The sequence below is a fragment of the Aminivibrio pyruvatiphilus genome (genome assembly GCF_004366815.1).
GTDB classification, from domain to species: domain Bacteria; phylum Synergistota; class Synergistia; order Synergistales; family Aminobacteriaceae; genus Aminivibrio; species Aminivibrio pyruvatiphilus.
In genome coordinates this window covers 1-18,895 of the sequence record NZ_SORI01000006.1, presented here as the reverse complement: position 1 = coordinate 18,895, position 18,895 = coordinate 1, and the positions used below count along the sequence as shown (strand labels likewise).

At 61.5% G+C, this 18,895-nt stretch carries 16 protein-coding genes; 13 read left to right on the top strand and 3 right to left on the bottom strand.

Features of this window, described 5'->3' with window-relative positions; translation table 11 throughout:
• Positions 1-1,272, bottom strand: a 1,272-nt coding sequence (locus C8D99_RS05970) for a vWA domain-containing protein (protein WP_133957220.1), incomplete at its 3' end; no start/stop codon positions are given.
• Positions 1,273-1,729: 457 nt separating this feature from the next.
• Here C8D99_RS05970 and C8D99_RS05965 point away from each other — a divergent pair.
• The 12 genes from C8D99_RS05965 to C8D99_RS05910 all read left to right on the top strand — a co-directional run bounded on the left by C8D99_RS05965 (position 1,730) and on the right by C8D99_RS05910 (position 16,297).
• Complete coding sequence (locus tag C8D99_RS05965; RefSeq protein WP_166670035.1) at positions 1,730-2,188, top strand: universal stress protein; 459 nt, start codon at positions 1,730-1,732, stop codon at positions 2,186-2,188.
• Between the two features lie 129 nt (positions 2,189-2,317).
• Complete coding sequence (locus tag C8D99_RS05960; RefSeq protein ID WP_133957218.1) at positions 2,318-4,192, top strand: aldehyde ferredoxin oxidoreductase family protein; 1,875 nt, start codon at positions 2,318-2,320, stop codon at positions 4,190-4,192.
• 155 nt (positions 4,193-4,347) lie between these two features.
• Positions 4,348-4,641 carry a DNA-binding protein gene (locus C8D99_RS05955; RefSeq protein WP_133957217.1) on the top strand — a complete coding sequence of 98 codons (294 nt, stop codon included), beginning with the start codon at positions 4,348-4,350 and terminating at the stop codon, positions 4,639-4,641.
• 287 nt (positions 4,642-4,928) lie between these two features.
• Complete coding sequence (locus tag C8D99_RS05950) at positions 4,929-6,530, top strand: thiamine pyrophosphate-binding protein (protein ID WP_133957216.1); 1,602 nt, start codon at positions 4,929-4,931, stop codon at positions 6,528-6,530.
• Positions 6,527-7,642: a histidinol-phosphate transaminase gene (hisC, locus tag C8D99_RS05945; RefSeq protein ID WP_133957215.1), complete on the top strand. Its 1,116-nt coding sequence runs from the start codon at positions 6,527-6,529 to the stop codon at positions 7,640-7,642. The genes C8D99_RS05950 and hisC overlap by 4 nt, the downstream gene beginning before the upstream one ends.
• Positions 7,639-8,808: an ABC transporter ATP-binding protein gene (locus tag C8D99_RS05940; RefSeq protein WP_133957214.1), complete on the top strand. Its 1,170-nt coding sequence runs from the start codon at positions 7,639-7,641 to the stop codon at positions 8,806-8,808. Before hisC ends, C8D99_RS05940 begins: the two co-directional genes overlap by 4 nt.
• Positions 8,805-9,503 (top strand): ABC transporter permease, encoded by a 699-nt coding sequence (locus C8D99_RS05935; protein WP_133957213.1) that lies wholly within the window; start codon positions 8,805-8,807, stop codon positions 9,501-9,503. The genes C8D99_RS05940 and C8D99_RS05935 overlap by 4 nt, the downstream gene beginning before the upstream one ends.
• Positions 9,504-9,532: 29 nt before the next feature.
• Complete coding sequence (locus tag C8D99_RS05930) at positions 9,533-10,438, top strand: glycine betaine ABC transporter substrate-binding protein (protein WP_133957212.1); 906 nt, start codon at positions 9,533-9,535, stop codon at positions 10,436-10,438.
• A 110-nt stretch (positions 10,439-10,548) separates the two neighbouring features.
• Positions 10,549-10,848 (top strand): DNA-binding protein, encoded by a 300-nt coding sequence (locus tag C8D99_RS05925; protein ID WP_133957211.1) that lies wholly within the window; start codon positions 10,549-10,551, stop codon positions 10,846-10,848.
• 126 nt (positions 10,849-10,974) lie between these two features.
• Entirely contained in the window at positions 10,975-12,000 is a 1,026-nt protein-coding gene (cuyA, locus tag C8D99_RS05920; RefSeq protein ID WP_133957210.1) for a D-cysteate sulfo-lyase, read from the top strand.
• Positions 12,001-12,006: 6 nt separating this feature from the next.
• Positions 12,007-12,945 carry a YeiH family protein gene (locus C8D99_RS05915; protein WP_133957209.1) on the top strand — a complete coding sequence of 313 codons (939 nt, stop codon included), beginning with the start codon at positions 12,007-12,009 and terminating at the stop codon, positions 12,943-12,945.
• Positions 12,946-13,015: 70 nt separating this feature from the next.
• A complete protein-coding gene (locus tag C8D99_RS05910; RefSeq protein ID WP_166670034.1) occupies positions 13,016-16,297 on the top strand; it encodes a response regulator in 3,282 nt (1,093 codons plus the stop codon).
• Positions 16,298-16,313: 16 nt separating this feature from the next.
• On the opposite strand, the gene C8D99_RS15160 is transcribed toward C8D99_RS05910, so the two are convergent.
• Entirely contained in the window at positions 16,314-17,114 is an 801-nt protein-coding gene (locus C8D99_RS15160) for an HAD-IIA family hydrolase (protein WP_166670033.1), read from the bottom strand.
• Positions 17,115-17,234: 120 nt separating this feature from the next.
• Here C8D99_RS15160 and C8D99_RS15660 point away from each other — a divergent pair, with 120 nt between their 5' ends.
• The gene (locus C8D99_RS15660) at positions 17,235-18,107 is read left to right on the top strand and encodes a methyl-accepting chemotaxis protein (protein WP_133957207.1); all 873 of its coding nucleotides are present in this window, start codon (positions 17,235-17,237) and stop codon (positions 18,105-18,107) included.
• A gap of 76 nt (positions 18,108-18,183) precedes the next feature.
• Here C8D99_RS15660 and tpx read toward each other — a convergent pair whose 3' ends face one another.
• On the bottom strand, positions 18,184-18,696 hold the full coding sequence (gene tpx / locus C8D99_RS05895) for a thiol peroxidase (RefSeq protein ID WP_133957206.1): 513 nt from the start codon (positions 18,694-18,696) through the stop codon (positions 18,184-18,186).
• Positions 18,697-18,895: the final 199 nt, after the last annotated feature.

Here is an 18,895-nt window from a genome sequence, read left to right as displayed (position 1 = left end):
GGTGTTGCCGCCGTCGGTGCCCACTCTGTCAGGATTGTCCTTGTCGTAGGGAGCCCTGTAGACGGCGGAGTCGGTGTAGACCGGCTTGCCGTTGGAGTCGAGGCCCGAGAGAATCAGCTTGCCCTGGGCGAAAACGAGCTCCACGACCGCCGTCTCGCCGTCTCCGGGAGCGGCCTCTGCCGACATGGTCATCCCTGTGTCATTGTGGCGCGCCCTGAGGGTATATTCCCCAGGCGAGAGCACTTCGGTGATCCAGTCGGAGCCGGAAAAGCGAACCACGGGTTCCTCCTGGTTCTCCTTCCCGAAGACCTCCCATTCCGCATGGACGGGCTTTCCGGTGCTGTCCAGCGCCCTGGCCCGGATCCGGGCAATTGAAAACACCGCTTTCAGGGAAGTGAGCTTGTCCTCCACCAGGTCCACTCCCTCGAAGAAGACTTCTTCCCCCGTGTCGGCCGCTGTTGCCCGCACGAGGTAGCTTCCCTCGGGGAGATTCTTCTTCACCGTTTCGCCCTCTTCAGTGAAGATCTCATCCCCTTCCTGCAGAACGGAGACCTTCATGGCGACCGGGTTCCCTTTCCCGTCGAGCCCCTTGACCTCCAGGTTCGTGTCCAGCGCTGTCTTCACGATGGTATCAAAGGCCTTCGCAAGCTCGGCGGCGCTGTTCGCCTCCAGGAGAAGACCTGCGGACGGTTTCACGATGCATTCGAGCTGGGAGACCGATTTTTTGTCCATTCCGAATCCCACCACGTGGATTTTCGAGACGATACCCTTCTCCGCCAGGGCCTTCGCCGCCGCGCAGGGGTCTCCGCCGCAGCTTTCGAGTCCGTCGGTGACGAGGATGATCACCTTGCTGCCGGTGAAGTCTTTTTGGAAGTCCTTCGCCGCCTCCTGGAGGGAATAGGCGATGGGGGTTTTCCCCTTGGGCTTGATTTTCCCGATGAAATCCTTCATTTTTTTTCCGTCCAGGGGGCCGATGGGGATCTCCAGCTTCGAGTCCTTGCAGTCGTTTGTCCTGTGGCCGTAGACCCGCAGCCCCACGGCGATCCCTTTCCGCTCCGACAGGTCGTCGATGATTTTGCCGAGGGCATCCTTCGCCACCTCGATCCGGGTGGAGCTGCCGAGTTTTGCCCACATGCTCCCCGAAGCGTCCAGGATGAGCTCGATATGGGTCGTGACCTCATCCTGGGCGAACGCCGGGCCCCAGGAACCCGCTGCCAGGAAAAAGAGAAGAAGAAGGAGCAGTGCGGTACGGAAACCTACGGAACGATTCACAATGACCAGCCTCCCAGAACAATAGTGGGTATATTCAGCGTAATTCTAGCATGGAGAGGAGAAAAAGGAGAGAGCTGCGAAAGCCTAAATCCGCAGCTTTTCCTGGCAGAGGGAGTGTCGCCGGGCATAAGGTGAATTCGCCCCCCAGGGGCGAAGAGATGATCCCCTGGGGGACAGCGCCCGGACCGAGAAACCGACATGGATGTCGGTTTCAGGTGCAGTTGTCAAGGATGACAATCTGCACCGACGGCCCAAGCGAGCACCGGTGACGCTCCCCGCTGCCTGCGGATTTAGGGAAAGAGGCTCCGCCCTCCGGTTTCGGAGGCAGGGTTAAATAAACTAATAATTCAATCTAGATAGCGAATTTTGTGCTATAATTGTTCCGGGAAAACCTTCCATGGCTGGTGGTACCGGGGATTTGCCCGCCCGTTTTCCGGGCGGCGAAGGAGGGATTCAGATGAAGAAAGTCGTCGTGGCGATCGATGGAAGCGAGGCCAGCAGGGGCGTAGTGGATTACGCCATCCATTACGCAAATCGCGAACCGGATGCCGACATGCTCTTTCTCCATGTCATCGCCCTTTCGGAGCATAAGCCCGTGTTCTACGGGGAAGGGACGGTGGTCATCCCGCCGTCCGACGAAGAAGTAAAGGCGCAGTTCGAGGAGTTTATCAAGGTGGAAATGGAAGCCCTCGGGAAGACCATTCCCAGGATGTCCATTTCGGTGAGGTCCGGAAAGGTCTACGACCAGATCGTGAAGTTCGCCGAGGAGAACGGGGCGTTCATGATCATGATCGGCCACCGGGGGCTGGGAGCCATGGAGCGGTTCTTCCTGGGCAGCGTGGCGGCCAAGGTGGTGGCCAACGCCCCATGCAGCGTCTACGTTCATCGCCCGAGGACCGAAGCGGAAGGGAAATGAGCATCCTTTGTCCCGAAGCCCTCAGTCTCATCAGGCAGGAAGCCCCGCCCGGGGTCCGGGCGGGGCGTTTTTCATGGGGGGATCCGTGCCGCCGTCTGGTATAGTAAAAGCGGAAAAGGAGCTGGTCTCATGGAGAAACTGTTCGGCTACGCCGGCACGATTTTGTGGATCGACCTCACGTCCGGCGGGATTTCCCGGAAGAAACTTTCCGCTGAAACCATACGGCCCTGGCTTGGAGGAACGGGGTACGCCGCCCGTCTCCTCTACGACGGAGTGCCTCCCGGAGCGGACCCCCTGGGCCCGGAAAACCTGTTTATCCTCGCCACCGGTCCCCTCACGGACAATGCCGTTCCGGGCGGCGGAAGCCTGTCGGTCTGCTGCAAGTCTCCCCTCACCGGGGGATGGGGCGAGGCCAGAGTCGGGTGTGACTTCGGTCCGGAGCTGAAGCGGGCGGGGTACGACTTCGTCGTGCTCTCCGGCGCCTCGGACCGTCCCGTGCATATCGTTATCACCGACGACAGAGTGGAGCTCCGGGACGGAGCCTTTCTCACCGGCAGGAAGGTGCTGGAAAGAGAGAAGCTCGTGAAGGAGCGGGAAGCCCTTGAAGGGCATTCCGTCCTCACCATCGGCCCGGCGGGAGAAAAGGGCGTGCTCTTCGCCTCCGTCATGGTGGGCCACAGGGCCGCCGGGCGCATCGGGGCCGGAGCCGTCCTCGGTTCGAAGAACGTGGCCGCCGTCTCGGTGAAGGGAACTGGAAGAATCACCCCCGCCGATCCCGCCGCCTGGATGCGTGAGGTGCGCGCAGCCCACGGGATCGTGAAGGAAAGCCCCAATACGCCGGGATTCACGGAACTCGGCACCATGGGAGGGTACGAGAACTCCGACCGGATCGGCGACCTTCCCACGAAAAACTGGCAGTCCAACTCCTGGGGAAAGGGTGAGGCGGTCTCCTCCCATTTCTTCGGGAAAAACCAGGTGGCCTCCACGGGCTGCTACAAGGGATGCCCCATGAAGTGCGGGCGGAAGGTCCGCGTTGAGAACGGTCCCTGGAAGACTCCCGAACACGACGGGGGAGAGTACGAGACCGTGGGATCCTTCACCGCCTATGTTCTCAACGAGGACGTGGACTGTGCCGTGCACTGCGGGTACCTCTGCAACGAGCTCGGCATCGATACAATTTCCACGGGAGCGGTCATCGGCTTCCTGTTCGAGTGCGCGGAGAAGGGACTGGTCTCCCCTGAGGCAGCGGGGGGGCTGGATCTTTCCTGGGGGAACGGCGCCGTTCTTCCCCGGCTCGTGGAGATGATCGCCCTCAGGGAAGGCATCGGCGATATTCTCGCCGACGGCGTCAGGAGGGCGGCGGAAACAATCGGCGGAGGGGCGGAGCGGTTCGCCGTTCACGTGAAGGGCCTGGAGGGGCCCTGCCACGATCCCCGGGCAGGCAAGACCCTTGCCGTGAGCTACGGCACGGGCAACAGGGGCATGTGCCATATCCATCCCCTCGAAACGGTGGCCTACGACTGCGCCCACACCGACTTCGGGCTGGTTCCCTTCGGTCTGCCCGAACCGGGAAGGCTCAACAGATGGGACGAGGAAGGAAAGGGCGAGGCGACCAGGATCCTGCAGGACGGAGGGGCTCTCCCCGACATCCTCGGCACCTGCAAGTTTTACATGTACGTGGGCATAACCCCAAGGGAATATGCGGCCATGCTCTCGGCTCTGACGGGCTGGAGCGTGACGGGAGAGGAGCTTCTGGAGACGGCGGAGCGGGTGACGAACCTGCAGCGCCTCTTCAACTGCCGTGAGGGCTTCGGAAGAGAACAGGACCGTCTCCCGGACAGGGCGCGGACCCTGCCTGCCTTCGGGAAATATGCCGGCAGCCCGGAAAGCGCCGTCCGGAACTACGATCTCATGCTTGACGAATATTACGACGCCAGGGGATGGGACAGGAAAACCGGCGCCCCACTGGAGGAAACGCTCCTTCGGCTGAGAATTGAAGGATAGAAGATATGATGCACGAAACATTTGCGCGGAAAAGGCGGGAGACAAACGGGGGAAAAAAAGGTAAAATATGAGCGTATTATGTAAAGAACAGGATGATGACGAGGTTTCCAGGCAGAGGCAACACACACTTTCAGGGAATGGGAGTTGATGTCCAGATGCTGACGGAGAACATCGTGACGGTTTCGGGGACGCTCCATCTGATCCGCGTCGAGGCCAGCGCCGGCAAGCCGAAGAAATACATGCCCTTTTCGGTGCGCCAGGACACGCCGGGGACGGACGGGAGCGTCAGAAAGGACTTTCTTCTCGCCAGGATTTATGACCCCCGCATCCAGGAAGAAATGAAGGACCTGAAGGAAGGGGTGCCTGTGAGAGTGCAGGGGGATGTGCGCTCATCCCTGGGAAGCGGCGAGATGTACATCAACGTGACGGCCATCGAAGCACTGGTTTAGGTCCTCCCCGGTTCCGGCCTCCGGGCCGAATGGTTGCTTCGGGACGCGCATTGCAGTGCGTGCAGATGGTGTGCGGCATCATGGATAGCAGCGTCTTATCCTGGTGCCGGAACAAACCGGTTTTTCCAATCCCCTGATCCGCTTCTGCGATTTTTGCCAGGAACTCCGTCGCCAGGAATTCATCATCTATTGTCATTTTCCCGTTTTGGTGTTCATCGGAATGCCCCCCGGAAGGGGGGCGTCCCGTTTCGTACAATACCATCATTTTCCATCAGGAGGTCGATTCAATGGCAGGGAATACCGGCGGAAGAACAGCCGTCCGGGTCCTGGAGCGCATGAACATTTCCGTTCTCTTCGGCATACCGGGCATTCACAACCTTTCTCTTTACGAAGGTCTCGCATCCGGCCCCATAAGGCACATTACCACCCGCCACGAACAGGGGGCGGGGTTCATGGCCTACGGATGGGGCAAATCCACGGGAACACCGGGAGTGGTTCTCGCCATCACCGGACCCGGACTCACCAATATCCTCACGCCCCTCGGCCAGGCCTTTCACGATTCGGTCCCCATGGTCGCTGTAACCACCCAGATTCCCTCGCGGTTTCTTTCAGGCCGTTCCGGCTACCTTCACGAACTTCGGGACTCCACCGTCATGTCCTCCTCGGTCGCCAAGGGTTCCTTCCGGGCGTCGTCACCGGAGGAGATTCCTCTTCTCGTTGAGCGGGCCCTCAGGCTCTCCGTCGAAGGACGGCCGGGGCCCGTGCACGTGGAGATTCCCCTGGACTATCTCGACGAACCCTGCGGCCTGCCCGCCGGTGAACCGGTGCGCGGAGAGGGACACCCCCTTCCTGAAGGGCTTGCCGGCGAAGCTGCCCGGAGCCTGTCAGCAGCCCGGTCGCCCTTCATCATCGCCGGAGGAGGCGCCGCGGGAGCGGCAGAAGCGGTGAGGCTCCTCGCAGAGAAGCTCTCCGCTCCCGTGGCGCTGACCTCGGCGGGAAAGGGAATCCTCCCGGACGACCACCCCCTCTGCCTCGGTGCGCGGCTTCATTTTCCGGCGGTGAAGGAGCTGCTGCGGAATTCGGACTGTATCCTCGCCCTTGGAACCGAGCTTTCCCCCACGGACCTGTGGGAAGAGGAGTTTCTCTTCCCGGACGGGATGATCTCGGTGGACACGGACGGAGGTTTCGCCTCGTCCCGGAAGGGCCTGTTCCTCGGGGGCAGGTGCGAGGAGGTGGTCCCCATGCTTGCGGGAGCGGTGAACGACAGGGGCGGCGTGTCCTTCCCCGGCAGGACGGCCGTCCTCGGTGAATGCCGGGAGGCCCTGGGTTCCGTTCTCGGCGTGGAAGAAGAGCTTCCCCTGCTGCTTGACACCGTCTCGGCCCTTGCAGGGGCTCTTGGCGCCGAGGGCGTCCTCTGGGCGGACATGACGGGGGCGGCGTACTGCGCCATCAGTGAATATCCCTGCTCCCGGCCCAGGACGTTCCTCCACCCCGTCGGGTTCGGCACCCTCGGGGCGGCCCTTCCGGGCGGCCTCGGGACAAAGTGCGCCTTCCCGGACCGCAGGGTTGCGGTCCTCACCGGAGACGGAGGATTCCAGTTCACTCTTCCGGAGCTGGCGGTGGGTGTGCAGGAGAAGATCTGCCTTCCCGTGGTGCTCTGGAACGACGGCGGATTCGGCGAAATACGCCGCACCCAGGACAGGAAGGGCGGCCCCAGGATCGCCGTGGATCACTGGAACCCCGATTTCCGGTCTCTGGCGCAGGCCTACGGAATTCCCTATTTCGCCCCCGAAGGGGGCGCCGGTATAGGGCAGGCGCTGGAGTCGGCTTTTGAGGTCTCCACGCCGTCCATCATCGAAGTGAAGGTCCGGAAGGGGGCGAGGATATGATCCCCGGAGTGAGAAAGGCGGTTTTATCGGCCTCCCCCTATGCCCCGGGCAAAACCGTGGAGGAGGTCCGGCGGGAGCTCGGCCTCGAGAGAATAGTGAAGCTGGGGTCCAACGAGAATCCCTGGGGGCCCTTTCCGGCGGCCAGGGCGGCCATGGCCGAAGAGATCGGCAGGCTGAACACCTATCCCGATGTTTCCTTCCGCGAGCTGAAGGGGCTCATCGCCCGTCAGTCCGGCCTGGGACCCGAATGGGTCGCCCTGTCCCACGGGGCGGAGGGCATGCTCCAGACCATGGGGAAGGTCTTCCTCGACCCGGGCGACGAGGTTGTCCTGCCAAAGGGGACCTACGGGCTCTACCGGGAAATATCCCTCGTCATGGGGGCCGTCCTCCGGGAAATTCCCCTCGGAGAGGATTTTTCCATGGACCTTGAGGAAATGAGAAAGGCGATAACGGGCAAAACGAAGCTCGTCTGGCTGAACAACCCCAACAACCCCACGGGGCTGGCCCTGCATCCCGAAAAGGTGGAGGACTTCGTGCGCTGCCTCCCGGAGGGGACGTGGGTTGTCCTCGATGAAGCCTACGGCGAGTTTGCGGCTCAAGGAAGGCTTCCCCGCACGAAGGCTCTCCTCGAAGAAAGGCGGAATCTCGTGGCGGTGAGGACCTTCTCCAAGGCGTGGGGCCTCGCCGGGGCGCGAATCGGCTACGCCCTCGCCCGGCCGGAGCTTGTTACGGTTATCGACACGGTGAGCGAGCCCTTCAACGCCAACCGTACGGCCATCGCGGGAGCCTCGGCGGCCCTGCGGGAGGACGTCGAAGCCTTCCGGAAAGCTCTGGACGCCATCGTTTCGGAGCGGGAGCGTGTGTCCCTCGCCCTTGAGGCCATGGGCCTCCGGGTCCTCCCGTCCAGCACCAACTTCATCTTCTTCACCCTCCCCCTGGACGCCTCGGAGGTGTCCCGCATGCTCCTGGAGAAGGGCGTCATCGTCCGCCCCTGCGGGGGCTGGGGCTTTCCCCGCTCCATCCGGGTGACCGTGGGAACGGCGGAAGAAAATTCCTTCTTCCTGGAAGCCCTCGGACAGGTGCTCGCGGAAAGAAAGGGGGAACGGGAATGAACGGAGATCTGCCCGGCACACAGGGCGGCGTGGTCTTCAAAGAAGTGACGAAGACCTATCCCGACGGCACCAACGCCGTGGACCGCCTGGATCTTGAAATACGGAGCGGCGGGCTGGTGAGCCTCATCGGCCCTTCGGGCTGCGGAAAGACCACCACCCTCAAGATGATCAACCGCCTGGAGGAACCCACGTCGGGAACAATCACCGTGGAGGGGGAGGACATCCTCCTGTGCGACCCCGTGGAGCTCCGGCGCCGCATCGGGTACGTGGTGCAGGAAATTTCCCTGTTCCCCCACCTGACGGTGGCGGAAAACATCTCCGTCGTGCCCTCCCTGCTCGGGTGGTCCGCGAAGAAAACCCGGGCCAGGGTGGACGAACTTCTCTCCATGGCGGGGCTTCCGCCGGAGAAATACCGGTTCCGCCTTCCCGACCAGCTCAGCGGCGGCCAGAAACAGAGGATCGGCGTGCTCCGGGCCCTGGCGTCGGACCCGAAGGTCATCCTCATGGATGAACCTTTCGGCGCCCTCGACCCCATCAGCAGGGAGGTACTGCAGAACGAACTGGTTTCCCTCCAGAAGAACCTGAAGAAAACCATCGTCTTCGTCACCCACGACATGGGGGAGGCCATCCGCATCTCCGACAGGATCGTCATCCTGCGGAAGGGGAGGGTGGAGCAGGAAGGGACGGCGGAGGATATCCGGAATTCGCCGAAAAACGACTTCGTCCGGAGCTTCATCGGTGAGGACAGGCTCTCGCGCATGTCGCCCGACGACCCGGCGGAATCCATCGTGGAGGAGCCCTGGGGAATGTCGGCCCCGTGGGAGTCTGCTGCCGACGTGCTCGAGCGCATGGAGGAGAACGACAGGGAGTTCATCCAGGTGGTGGATCCCAAAAGCGGCCAGTGGCTCGGCATGGCCCTTCTCGGCCGGGTGCGCCGGGCGGCGTCAGCCGGAGAGACGGTAATGAAGGGCATCTACCGGGAAAGAAAGCTCTACGCGGGCGACGCCACCCTCCGGGACGCGGCGGAAATGCTCGCCGACAGGGATATCTCCATCCCTGTCGTAGGGGAGGACGAGCGCTTTCTGGGCGTCATCACGTCGGCAGCCCTGGCACGGCTGGCGGTGGAGCGGCTCAGAAGCGGCAGGGAGGAGGGGAAGCAGTCATGATTGAGCAGCGGCCCTTATGGGATCTTTTCATCACCTACGTGGGAAGAAACTATATGCGCATCCTGAACCTCACGGGGGAGCACATCATGATCTCCCTCATCGCGGTGGGCATTACCGTGATGGTCTGCGTTCCCCTGGGCATTTTCCTCACGAGGAACGAAAAGGCGGCCCCCTACATCATCGGCCTGGCCAACGTGTTCCAGACCATTCCGAGCCTGGCGCTCCTGGGGTTTCTCATCTTCGTCTTCGGCATCGGCAACGACAATGCCATCTGTGCTCTCTTCCTGTACGCCATGCTCCCGGTGATCCAGAACACGTACACAGGCATCCGGAGCGTCCCGAAATCCTATGTGCAGGCAGCCAGGGGCATGGGAATGACCGACTTCCAGATCCTGGTGAAAGTTCAGCTTCCCCTGGCCCGGCCCGTTCTTGTGGCGGGCATCAGGGTGGCCATGGTCTGGACCATCGGCACGGCCACCCTTGCCTCCGCTATCGGCGGGGGCGGACTGGGGCGGCTCATCTTCTCGGGCCTTTCCTCCATACGGAACGAAATCATTCTTGCGGGCGCCATCCCGGCCACCCTGCTCGCCCTCTTCGCCGACTGGATTCTCAAGAGGGCCCAGGATTACTTCAACCCCTCCGCCAGGGCGGTCCGGCTCGCCGCCAGGCACGGGGCGGCAGATGACACCGACTGAAAAGAATCCCAAAAAAGGAGAGTGACACCATGAAAAAACTGACAGCACTTGTTCTCGCGCTTGTTCTCTTCGCAGGTTCCGCCGGCGCTTCCGCTGCGGCAGGCAACCCCATGGATTACAGGGGGACGATCCGCATCGCCTCGCAGAACGTGAACGAAACAATCATCCTCGCCTGGATGGCCAAGCTCCTCATCGACGGGCACACGGGCCTCAAAACCACTATCAACACCGAGTTCGCCGGTTCCGCCGTGCTCCACCAGGCCATGGCCGCGGACGAGATCGACCTCTATCCGTCATGGACGGGTACCCAGCTCACGGGAATCCTCCGGTACGAGGGGGAGTCGAAGCCTTCGGACGAAACCTTCGCAATGGTGAAGGAAGGCTTCGAGAAGAACTTCAACATGACCTGGACCCGCCCGGTGGGGTTCAACAACACCTATGTCATGGCCGTGAAGGCGGAGAGGGCCGAAAAGCTCGGCCTGAAAAAGGCCTCCGACCTGGCGGAGCATGCCCCGAAATGGAAACTGGGAGGCGATGAGAACTTCGACACCCGCCTGGACGGATACCCCGGCTGGTCGGAGCGCTACGGCATCACCTTCAGGGACGTGCTTCCCATGCAGTACGCCATGATGTACATGGCCCTCGCCCAGGATGAAGTGGATGTCATCGCGGCCTATTCCACCGACTCCCGGATAAAAAAGCTCAACCTCGCCCTTCTCGGGGACGACAAAAGTTTCTTCCCCGACTACAGCGCCGCCTTCGTGCTGCCCGTGCCCCTCGCGGAAAAATATCCCGGCCTCGTCCCCGTGGTGGAGAAAATCAGCGGGGCCATCGACGAGCAGGCCATGGCGGCCATGAACCTGGCCTTCGACGAAGGAGAGGATCCCGAAGACATCGCCGCCGCCTTCCTCCGGGAGAAGGGGTTCATTCAATAGCCCGCGGATTCAGGAATAAAGAAAAATTTGCGAAAAAGGCCAAAGAGTGGTATCGTTCCTTCACCCCTTCATGACGGGGGATCAATAACGAGCAAGGAGTTGGATTTTTGTTGAACTTCGAGAATTCTGTCACGGTCACCGGCTCGATCCACCTTCCCAAAGGCGACATGGCCGGAAGAAACCGGAACGGCGTCTACCTGAGATTTTCGCTGAGGCATCCGAGCGTCGGGTATGACGGCGTGGAGCGGACGAGCTTCCTTCCCGTCCGGGTCTTTGATCCTGCCCTGCAGGAATGGCTCCGCGGAAAGGGCGAAGGTTCCCCCGTGCGTATTGCGGGCCGGCTTCAGACCTCCAGCGGGAGCGGCGAGATGTACATCCTTGCGGAATCCCTGGAGGAAGGGGCGGCATAGCTCCTCTTGCACGAACATCGTTCTGCGTCCCTCCCGGCTGTCCGGGGGGGACGTTTTTCTTTTTGTTCCTCCGTAAGGTATACTGTTTATGAAAGATTCGATTTTTTATCAAAGGAGCTGGAAAAAGTGAATCTCGCCCGTTTTCCCCGCCGCAGGTACACCGAAGGAGAAACGCCCCTGGAACGGCTCGACAGACTGTCCGCTTTTCTTGACGGCCCCGAGATATGGATCAAGAGGGATGATTTCCTGGGGTTCTTCCCGGGGGGCAACAAGACCAGGAAGCTCGAATTTCTCATGGCTGACGCCCTGGAGAAGGGAGCGGACGCTGTGATCACCTGCGGCGCCCCCCAGTCGAACCACTGCCGCCTCACCCTCGCCGCAGCCCGCAAGGAGGGGATGGAGTGCCACTTCATCATCGAGGAGCGGGTTCCCGGCACGTATTCCGAGAGAGCCTCGGGGAACATGTTCCTCTTCCAGCTCATGGGAGTGGACTCCATTCGGGTGGTCTCCGGCGGAGCCGATATGACCGCCGAAATGGAAAAGACAGCAGCGGAGCTCAGGGTATCGGGCAGGAAACCCTACATCATTCCGGGCGGCGGATCCAACGCCGTGGGAGCCCTCGGCTACGTGGCCTGCGCCGAGGAGATCCTCTCCCAGTCCTTCCGGAAGGGCGTCTCCTTCGACCGGATTTTCACCACCAGCGGCAGCTCCGGCACCCATGCGGGACTGGCCGTGGGACTCTGGGCCAACCGCTCGGGGATTCCCCTCACCGGAATCAACATCAGCCGCCCGAATTCCCTGCAGGTTCCCCTCGTCGAAAAGGTCGCCCGTGAAACAGCCCGGCTTCTCGGGATCGAAGAGCCTCTGCCCGACAGCCTCATCCAGTGCTTCGACGGCTATGTGGGCGAGGGCTACTCCCTGCCCACCCCCGCCATGACGAAGACAGTGGTCCTGCTGGCCCGGATGGAATCCATCCTGCTCGATCCCGTCTATACCGGAAAGGCTTTCGCCGGAATGATCGACCTCATCCGGCAGGGGTTCTGCAGGAAGGGAGAAAAAATCCTCTTCCTTCACACCGGAGGAGTGTCCGCCCTCTTCCACTACCAGAAATATTTCGACCCGGAGCTGTTTCCGGAGGACGGCCGGAGGTAATCCTTAGTGGAACTGAAACGAACGAACGTCCCGTTTCTTCTCTCTCTCGCCCTCGTGGTGCTGCTGGCCCTCCTTCCCGTCACGAAGACCTGGGCGGTGGGCATTGCCCTGCTTCTCGGCGCGGCGGTGAGCAACACCGTGCCGTCGGCGGCTCCGTCAGGCCTCGGGAAAATGCGGAAACTCGCCCTCAACACGGCGGTGGTTCTCTTCGGATTCGGCCTGAACATCGGGCAGGTGATCTCCGTGGGAGGACAGGGGTTCTGGCAGACGGCGGTGAGCCTTGGCGTGATCATCTCCCTGGGGTATTTCCTGCTCCGGTTCTTCCGCCTCGACGGGGATACCATGAAACTCATCACCTTCGGTACCTCCATCTGCGGCGGCAGCGCCATAGCCGCCGTCTCCTCGGTGATGAAGGCCCGGGACGAAGAGATCGGGGTCGCCATGGGCGTGGTCTTCCTGCTGAACACCGTGGCCCTCTTCGCCTTTCCGCTGCTGGCCGGTGCGGTGTCTCTTTCCCCAGAGCAGTACGGCATCTGGTGCGCCCTCAGCATCCACGACACCAGTTCCGTGGTGGGTGCCGCCGCCTTTCTGGGGGATACCTCCCTGTCCACGGCCACCATCATGAAGCTCACCCGGACCCTGTGGATCACCCCCATCGTCTTTGTCCTCTCCCTCCGGCAGGGAGAGAAGGGAAAGCTCTCGGTACCCCTCTTCATCGTTCTCTTTCTTCTCGCGTCGGCCGCCGCCTCGGTGCTTCCCTTCCCGGTCCTCTTCAAAAGCCTTGCTTCTGCGGGGAAGGTGTTCATGGCCGCGGCCCTCTACATGGTGGGGTTCGGTCTCCACCGTTCCGTGGTGAAAAAGGCGGGAGCCGGGGGCATGCTCTTTGGGGGGATCCTCTGGTCAGTGTCCATCGTCGTCGGGTATGTCCTGGCATCGCTGAGCTGAAACTGGTTCCGGCACAGCCCTTTCCGTACGGGAAGGGCTGTGCCGTATGAACGGCAGGGAGCGTGAAAGCATGAGAAAGGGCATTCTTCCGGGGAGGTACCTGTACCGGAGAGGAAAGAACACAGCCCGGAGCACAGCCCACAGGAGCTCGCCGGCCCGTGCGGAACGGCTCGCCCTGTATGAACGTCTCATGAAGGAAATTGTCTCCCTGGACTCCGTCACGGCCGGGGATATTTCCCGTTTTGAATCGGATCTTTCGGAGCTTCTGGGCAGGGACCTCGGAGTCACCAGGTTTTCCGTCCTCCAGGCCGGGGAGGATGTTTCCTCCGGCCTTCCGGGTACCGCCCTTCACTTTCCCATAGTCTTCGGGGACAGAAATTTCGGATGCCTCCTGCTGGAGTGCCGGAACGGGGATTCCCCGTGGACGGCGGAGGATACCCTCTTTTTCACCGAAGTCGCCGGCAAGGCGGGGATGGTCCTCCTGAACAGGGAACGGCTCGATGCTCTCGAAAAACTGAAGGAGAGCGAAATGTTCCTGAAAAAGGCCCAGGAGGTGGCCCGGACAGGCCACTGGCGGATTGACATTCCCGGGAACGTGATCGCATGGTCCGAAGAAACATACAGGATTTTCGGCGTTCCTTCGGGAAGCCCCGTCACTCTCGAGATGTTTTATTCCCTAATATTTCCCGCCGACAGGAAAACGGTGGAAGAGGCCTGGAACAGAGCTCTCCGGGGAGAGCCCTACTTCCTCCGCCACAGAATTCTCCGAGGAGACGAAACCCGCTGGCTGGAGGAGCGGGCGGAGGTGGAATTCGACTCCCGGGGGGTTCCCGCCGCAGGCCTGGGGACCGTGAGGGACGTCACCCTCCAGGTGAATTCCGAGCAGCGCCTCGAACTCTACCGCCAGAACCTGGAAAACCTTGTGGCCTACCGTACGGCGGACCTCGAAAATGCCATGAAGAAGCTCGACGTGGAGCGGAGCTTTCTCACCACCATACTCAAGTCCTTCTCTTATCCTTTCTGCGTCATCGACGCATCGGACTATTCCCTTGTCATACAGAACGACGCCGCTGCGGCATTCCGCCCCGAAGGGGCACGAACCTGTCACGAACTGTTCTTCGGCACGCAGGGGCCCTGCTCACCTTCTGAAAGGGTCTGCCCTCTCAGGGAGGTTGCCGCGACAGGGCTGCCCTTCCAGGAGGAGACGTCCGGGGCCCGGGAGGGCGGATACTACAGGTGGTACTGTCATCCCGTCTTCGACCGGGAGGGCAGGGTGACCCACGCCATAATGTACATTATCGACATCTCCACGGACAAGCTTCTGCGGGAGCAGCTCACCCACGAGACCGCCCTGGCGAACGAGCTGAAGGAGCGGGCTGAGGCGGCGAGCAGGGCGAAGAGCGCTTTCCTCTCCAACATGAGCCACGAAATCCGGACTCCCATGAATGCCGTCATCGGATTCGCCCACCTTCTGAAAAAATCCCCCGCGGACGACGCCCGGCAGGAATACGCCGACAGGCTGCTGGAGGCGTCCCATCAGCTTCTCAGGATCATCAACGATGTCCTCGACCTTTCCAAGATCGAGGCGAACCGCCTTGAAATGGAAATCCGGGAGTTCGAGCCGTCCCGGATCATCGACCAGGTCTGCGGTCTCGTGGCGGAAGAAGCTTCCGGCAAGGGCCTGGAACTGAGAACGGACCTCCGGTCCATCCCCCCGGTGCTCCTGGGGGACGACTGCCGGTTCCGCCAGGTGCTCCTGAACCTCGTGAACAACGGCATCAAGTTCTGCGAAAAGGGAGGGGTCTCCATAACGGCAGAGGCGGCGGAGTGGCGGGATGATTCGGTGCTTCTGCGCTTTGGAGTGTTCGATACGGGCATCGGCATGACAGGGGAGCAGATGGAGGATCTTTTCACGGATTTCATGCAGGCTGATGCCACCACTACCAGGCAGTACGGAGGCACGGGACTGGGGCTCGCCATCAGCAGGCGGCTCGTGGAAATGGCGGGAGGAAACATCCGGGCTGAGAGCGAGCCCGGAAAGGGAAGCGCCTTCATTTTCGAAATCCCCTTCGGTGTCTCTTCCTCCCTTCCCGAAAAGAGCGACCGCCTCGTATCCTTCATTGGCAGACGGGCCCTTGTGGCGGACCGGTCGCCGGAGGACCGGGAGATCCTCGCCCGGATGCTTGGAGAGCTGGGAATGCAGGCGGGAGAGGCCTCCGATGTTCCTTCCGCCCTGGATGAAATACGGAGGGCGGAAGAAAGTGACGCTCCCTGGGATCTCCTCTTTCTTGACCGGGACATGCCCGGGGCCGACAGAATCATTACCTCCGGGGCCCTCAGGGCGGCCGGCGGCCTTCACCTGCCGGAACTGTACCTTCTGGTTCCCTTCGGAGGCGCCCGGCGGACGGAACAACACCGCTTTCTGGCCAAACCGCTCACTCCATCCAGGCTCTGCGACCTCCTGGCAGAATCGCCGCCGGCAATTCCGACAGGGATCAGGTCCGGGGATACCGGCGGAGAAAGAAAGGAACCGCGCAGAGGGCACGTTCTCCTGGCTGAGGACAACAAGGTCAACCGGGAAGTGATCTGCGCGCTCCTCGATTCCGCAGGAATGGAAACTACCATCGCGGAGAACGGCCGGATGGCCGTGGACATATTCGGCCGCTCGCCTGGTGTCTTCGACATGATCTTCATGGACGTGCAGATGCCCGTGATGGACGGCCTGGAGGCCACCCGCGCCATCAGGGCCCTCCCGGGGGGAAAGACAGTCCCTATCGTGGCCATGACCGCCAATGCTTTCGAGGAAGACGGCAGAAGATGTCTCGGGGCTGGAATGGATGCCCACCTGTCCAAGCCTCTCGAACCCGACGGGCTCATGATGACCCTGGCGGAATGGATTCCCCGTATTCACGGCGGGAGAACCGTTCCCGAACCTGAAATATGCCCGGCTGTTCCGTCGGCTTCTCCACCAGCGGCTCTTCCGCCGGAGCTTGAAGCCCTTCCCGGACTTGATGTCCGAACCGGGCTCAGATCGGTACGGGGGGATGTCCCCTTCTTTCTCGGACTTCTCCGCCAGTTCGCCGACCAGCACGAAAAAGACGGCAGGCGAATAGCGGCCGCCCTGGAAGCGGGAATGGCGGGAGATGCGTGTCAATGGGCTCATGGACTCAGGGGGGTGTCCCTTTCCCTCGGCCTTGAGGCAATCAATTCTCTCTCGGCGAAAATCGAAAAGCTCCTGCAAAAGGAACATCCGGCGGAAGAAATTCTTCCCCTGGCGAAAGCCCTTGAAGAGGAGATGGACCGTTTTGCTGCCCGGGTGAGGAACCTTCACCCGGAGGAGGAGTCCCGGTAAAAGCGGGTAGAAAGGCTCACTCCGTTGTCGGAAGGGACCACCTGCCGCAGGTCCTCCCGGGCGAAAAGAGTTCCGGAAGGGAGGAAATGTGCCCGTCGGGACGCCGGAAATCGCCCTCTCCGGAAAGGGGGGCGCCGCCCATGAGGATAGCGGAGACGCCGGCCCGGTGAGCACCCAGGATGTCCACCTCGGGCGTGTCTCCCACCATCACTGTCCGGTCCCTGGGAAAACCCGCCGAAGTGAGGGCTTCGCTGAACATGGGCGGAAAGGGTTTGCCCACCACCACCGGGTCTCTGCCCGATCCTGTTCGGATTGCCTCCACCAGGGCGCCGACCCCGGCCACGGGTCCTTCCGCCGTGGGAAATGTCCGGTCGATGTTCGTGGCCACGAAGAGCGCCCCGTTCCGCACCGCCAGGGCTGCCCTGCGGACCATGGCCAGGGTGGCGGTCTCGTCCCAGCCGAGGACGAGCGCCTCGCAGTCCTTTTCACCTGCAGGCAGAATTCCCGCCATCTCAACCTCCCTGTGGAGGCCGGACTCGCCGATGACCCATGCCCGTGTGATTCCCTGTTCGGCGAGGTATTTCGCCGTGGCCGAACCGGCGGTGACGATCTCGTCCATCTCGGCGGCGATGCCGTGCCCCCGCAGTCGGTCAGCGATGCGAACCCGTGTGGTGGGGTTGTTCGTCAGAAACCGTATGGCCTTCCCCATACTTCTCAGCGTATCCAGGCTCTCAGCCGCGCCGGGCGTGGTTTCTCCCCCCACGTACAGCACTCCGTCGAGGTCGAAAAAGAAACAGTCGAACAGGTTTGCTATCACGGGCAACACTCCTTTGCACTTTTTTTCGGTGTTTATTGTATCCTCTTTTATCGGAGGAAAGGTTCCTGTAATATTGAACGGAAAAGAAAACCGAACGGGCAACCGGGGAAGGTGGTCACCATGAACGAAATCGGGGAAATACGCACGCTGGAGGGCCGGGAGGCCCTGAGGGCCCTTGCGGGAGCCGCCCGTATCATCCACAGGTTTATCCCCGGCGACATGAGTTTTGCCGTCATCGAGGGCGACACCTACATCGCCTACGTACCCGGCAGGACGATCAACATCAACAGGAAGCCGGGGGACAGGCTCGCCGAGGGATCGGCCGGGAGCCGGTGCATGAAAGAGAAACGGCCCATAGTCAAGGAGTTCGGGAAAGAGGAATCCCCCTTCGGCATCCCCTACATCGCCCACTCCATGCCGGTGTTCAATGCCGGGGGTGAAGCGGTGGGCTGCGTCATCCTGGCGGAAAACGTGGAAAGGCAGAACTCCATCCGGGAGACCTCCGAAACCCTTCGGGCCACCACCAGCCAGATCGCCGACGCCCTCCAGACAATGAACGGCCAGATGGAGGAGATGCGTGCCGCCGGGGAGACCCTCATCTCCATCACCGGAACCGCCGTGGAGCGGGTGGCCGGCACCGAGCAGGTGGTGGGAATCATCGAAGGGGTGGCCAAGCAGACCAACCTTCTCGGCCTCAACGCCTCCATCGAGGCTTCGAGGATCGGGGAACTGGGAAAAGGCTTCGGCGTAGTGGCCGACGAGGTGAGAAAGCTCGCCGTCCGGTCCACGGAATCGGCGAAGCACATCAGGGACATCCTCGACTACTTCCGCACCTCCACCTACGAGATCAACGAAAACACGGAAGTCCTGCTGAAAATCATCCAGGAGCAGGCCCGTCTCATCGAGGGGATCGCCGCCTCGAGCGAGGAAGTGGCTTCCGTGTCGGCGGTGCTGGAGGACGTGGCCAGGAAGCTTCTCAGCACGGAAGGATGACAGGGTTCCGGAACCACTGATAAAACTGCGGGACCCGGTTTTTCCCGGGTCCCGCAGCGCAGTGACGAAAAGGAATCTACACCAGCGCCTTCAGGGCGGTCAGGGCTGCCTCGTAATCAGGCTCTGTGGTCTGCTCCGGGACGATCTGCACGTACCGGATCACGTTCTCTTTGTCCACCACGAAGATGGACCGGGCCAGGAGGCGGAGCTCCTTCATCAGCACGCCCCAGTTGGTCCCGAAGGAAGCGTCCCTGTGGTCGGAAAGGGCTTCCGTCTTGTCGATGCCTCCGGTGGCGCAGAACCGCCGTATGGCGAAGGGCAGGTCCATGGAAATGTTCAGCACCGCCACGTCTGCGGGCTGGTTGGCAGCGTCCTCGTTGAACCAGTGGATCTGCAGGTCGCACACGGGTGTGTCCAGGGACGGGGTGACCGAGATGACCTTTATTTTGCCGTCGTAATCCTTGAGGGTCTTCTTCCCCATGGTCTGGTCAAGCACTGTAAAGTCGGGGGCCTTGTCTCCGACCTTCAATTCGGGACCCACCAGGGTCATGGGATTTCCCTTCATTGTGGTTATTCCGTTTCTTTCCATGATGTATTCACCTCCGAAATAGAGTCTTTGTTAGATCAGTCTACCATGACCAATCAGGAAAGGTCAAGATGCCACTGTTCCCCTAAATCCGCAGGTTCGTTCCCTCAAGTAAAGGGATAACTCCCCGGACGGGGAAATGAACTGTTTTCGTTTCCCCGTTTCCTTTCTTTCTTACCCTTTTTCAGGTTTTTCAGGTCTT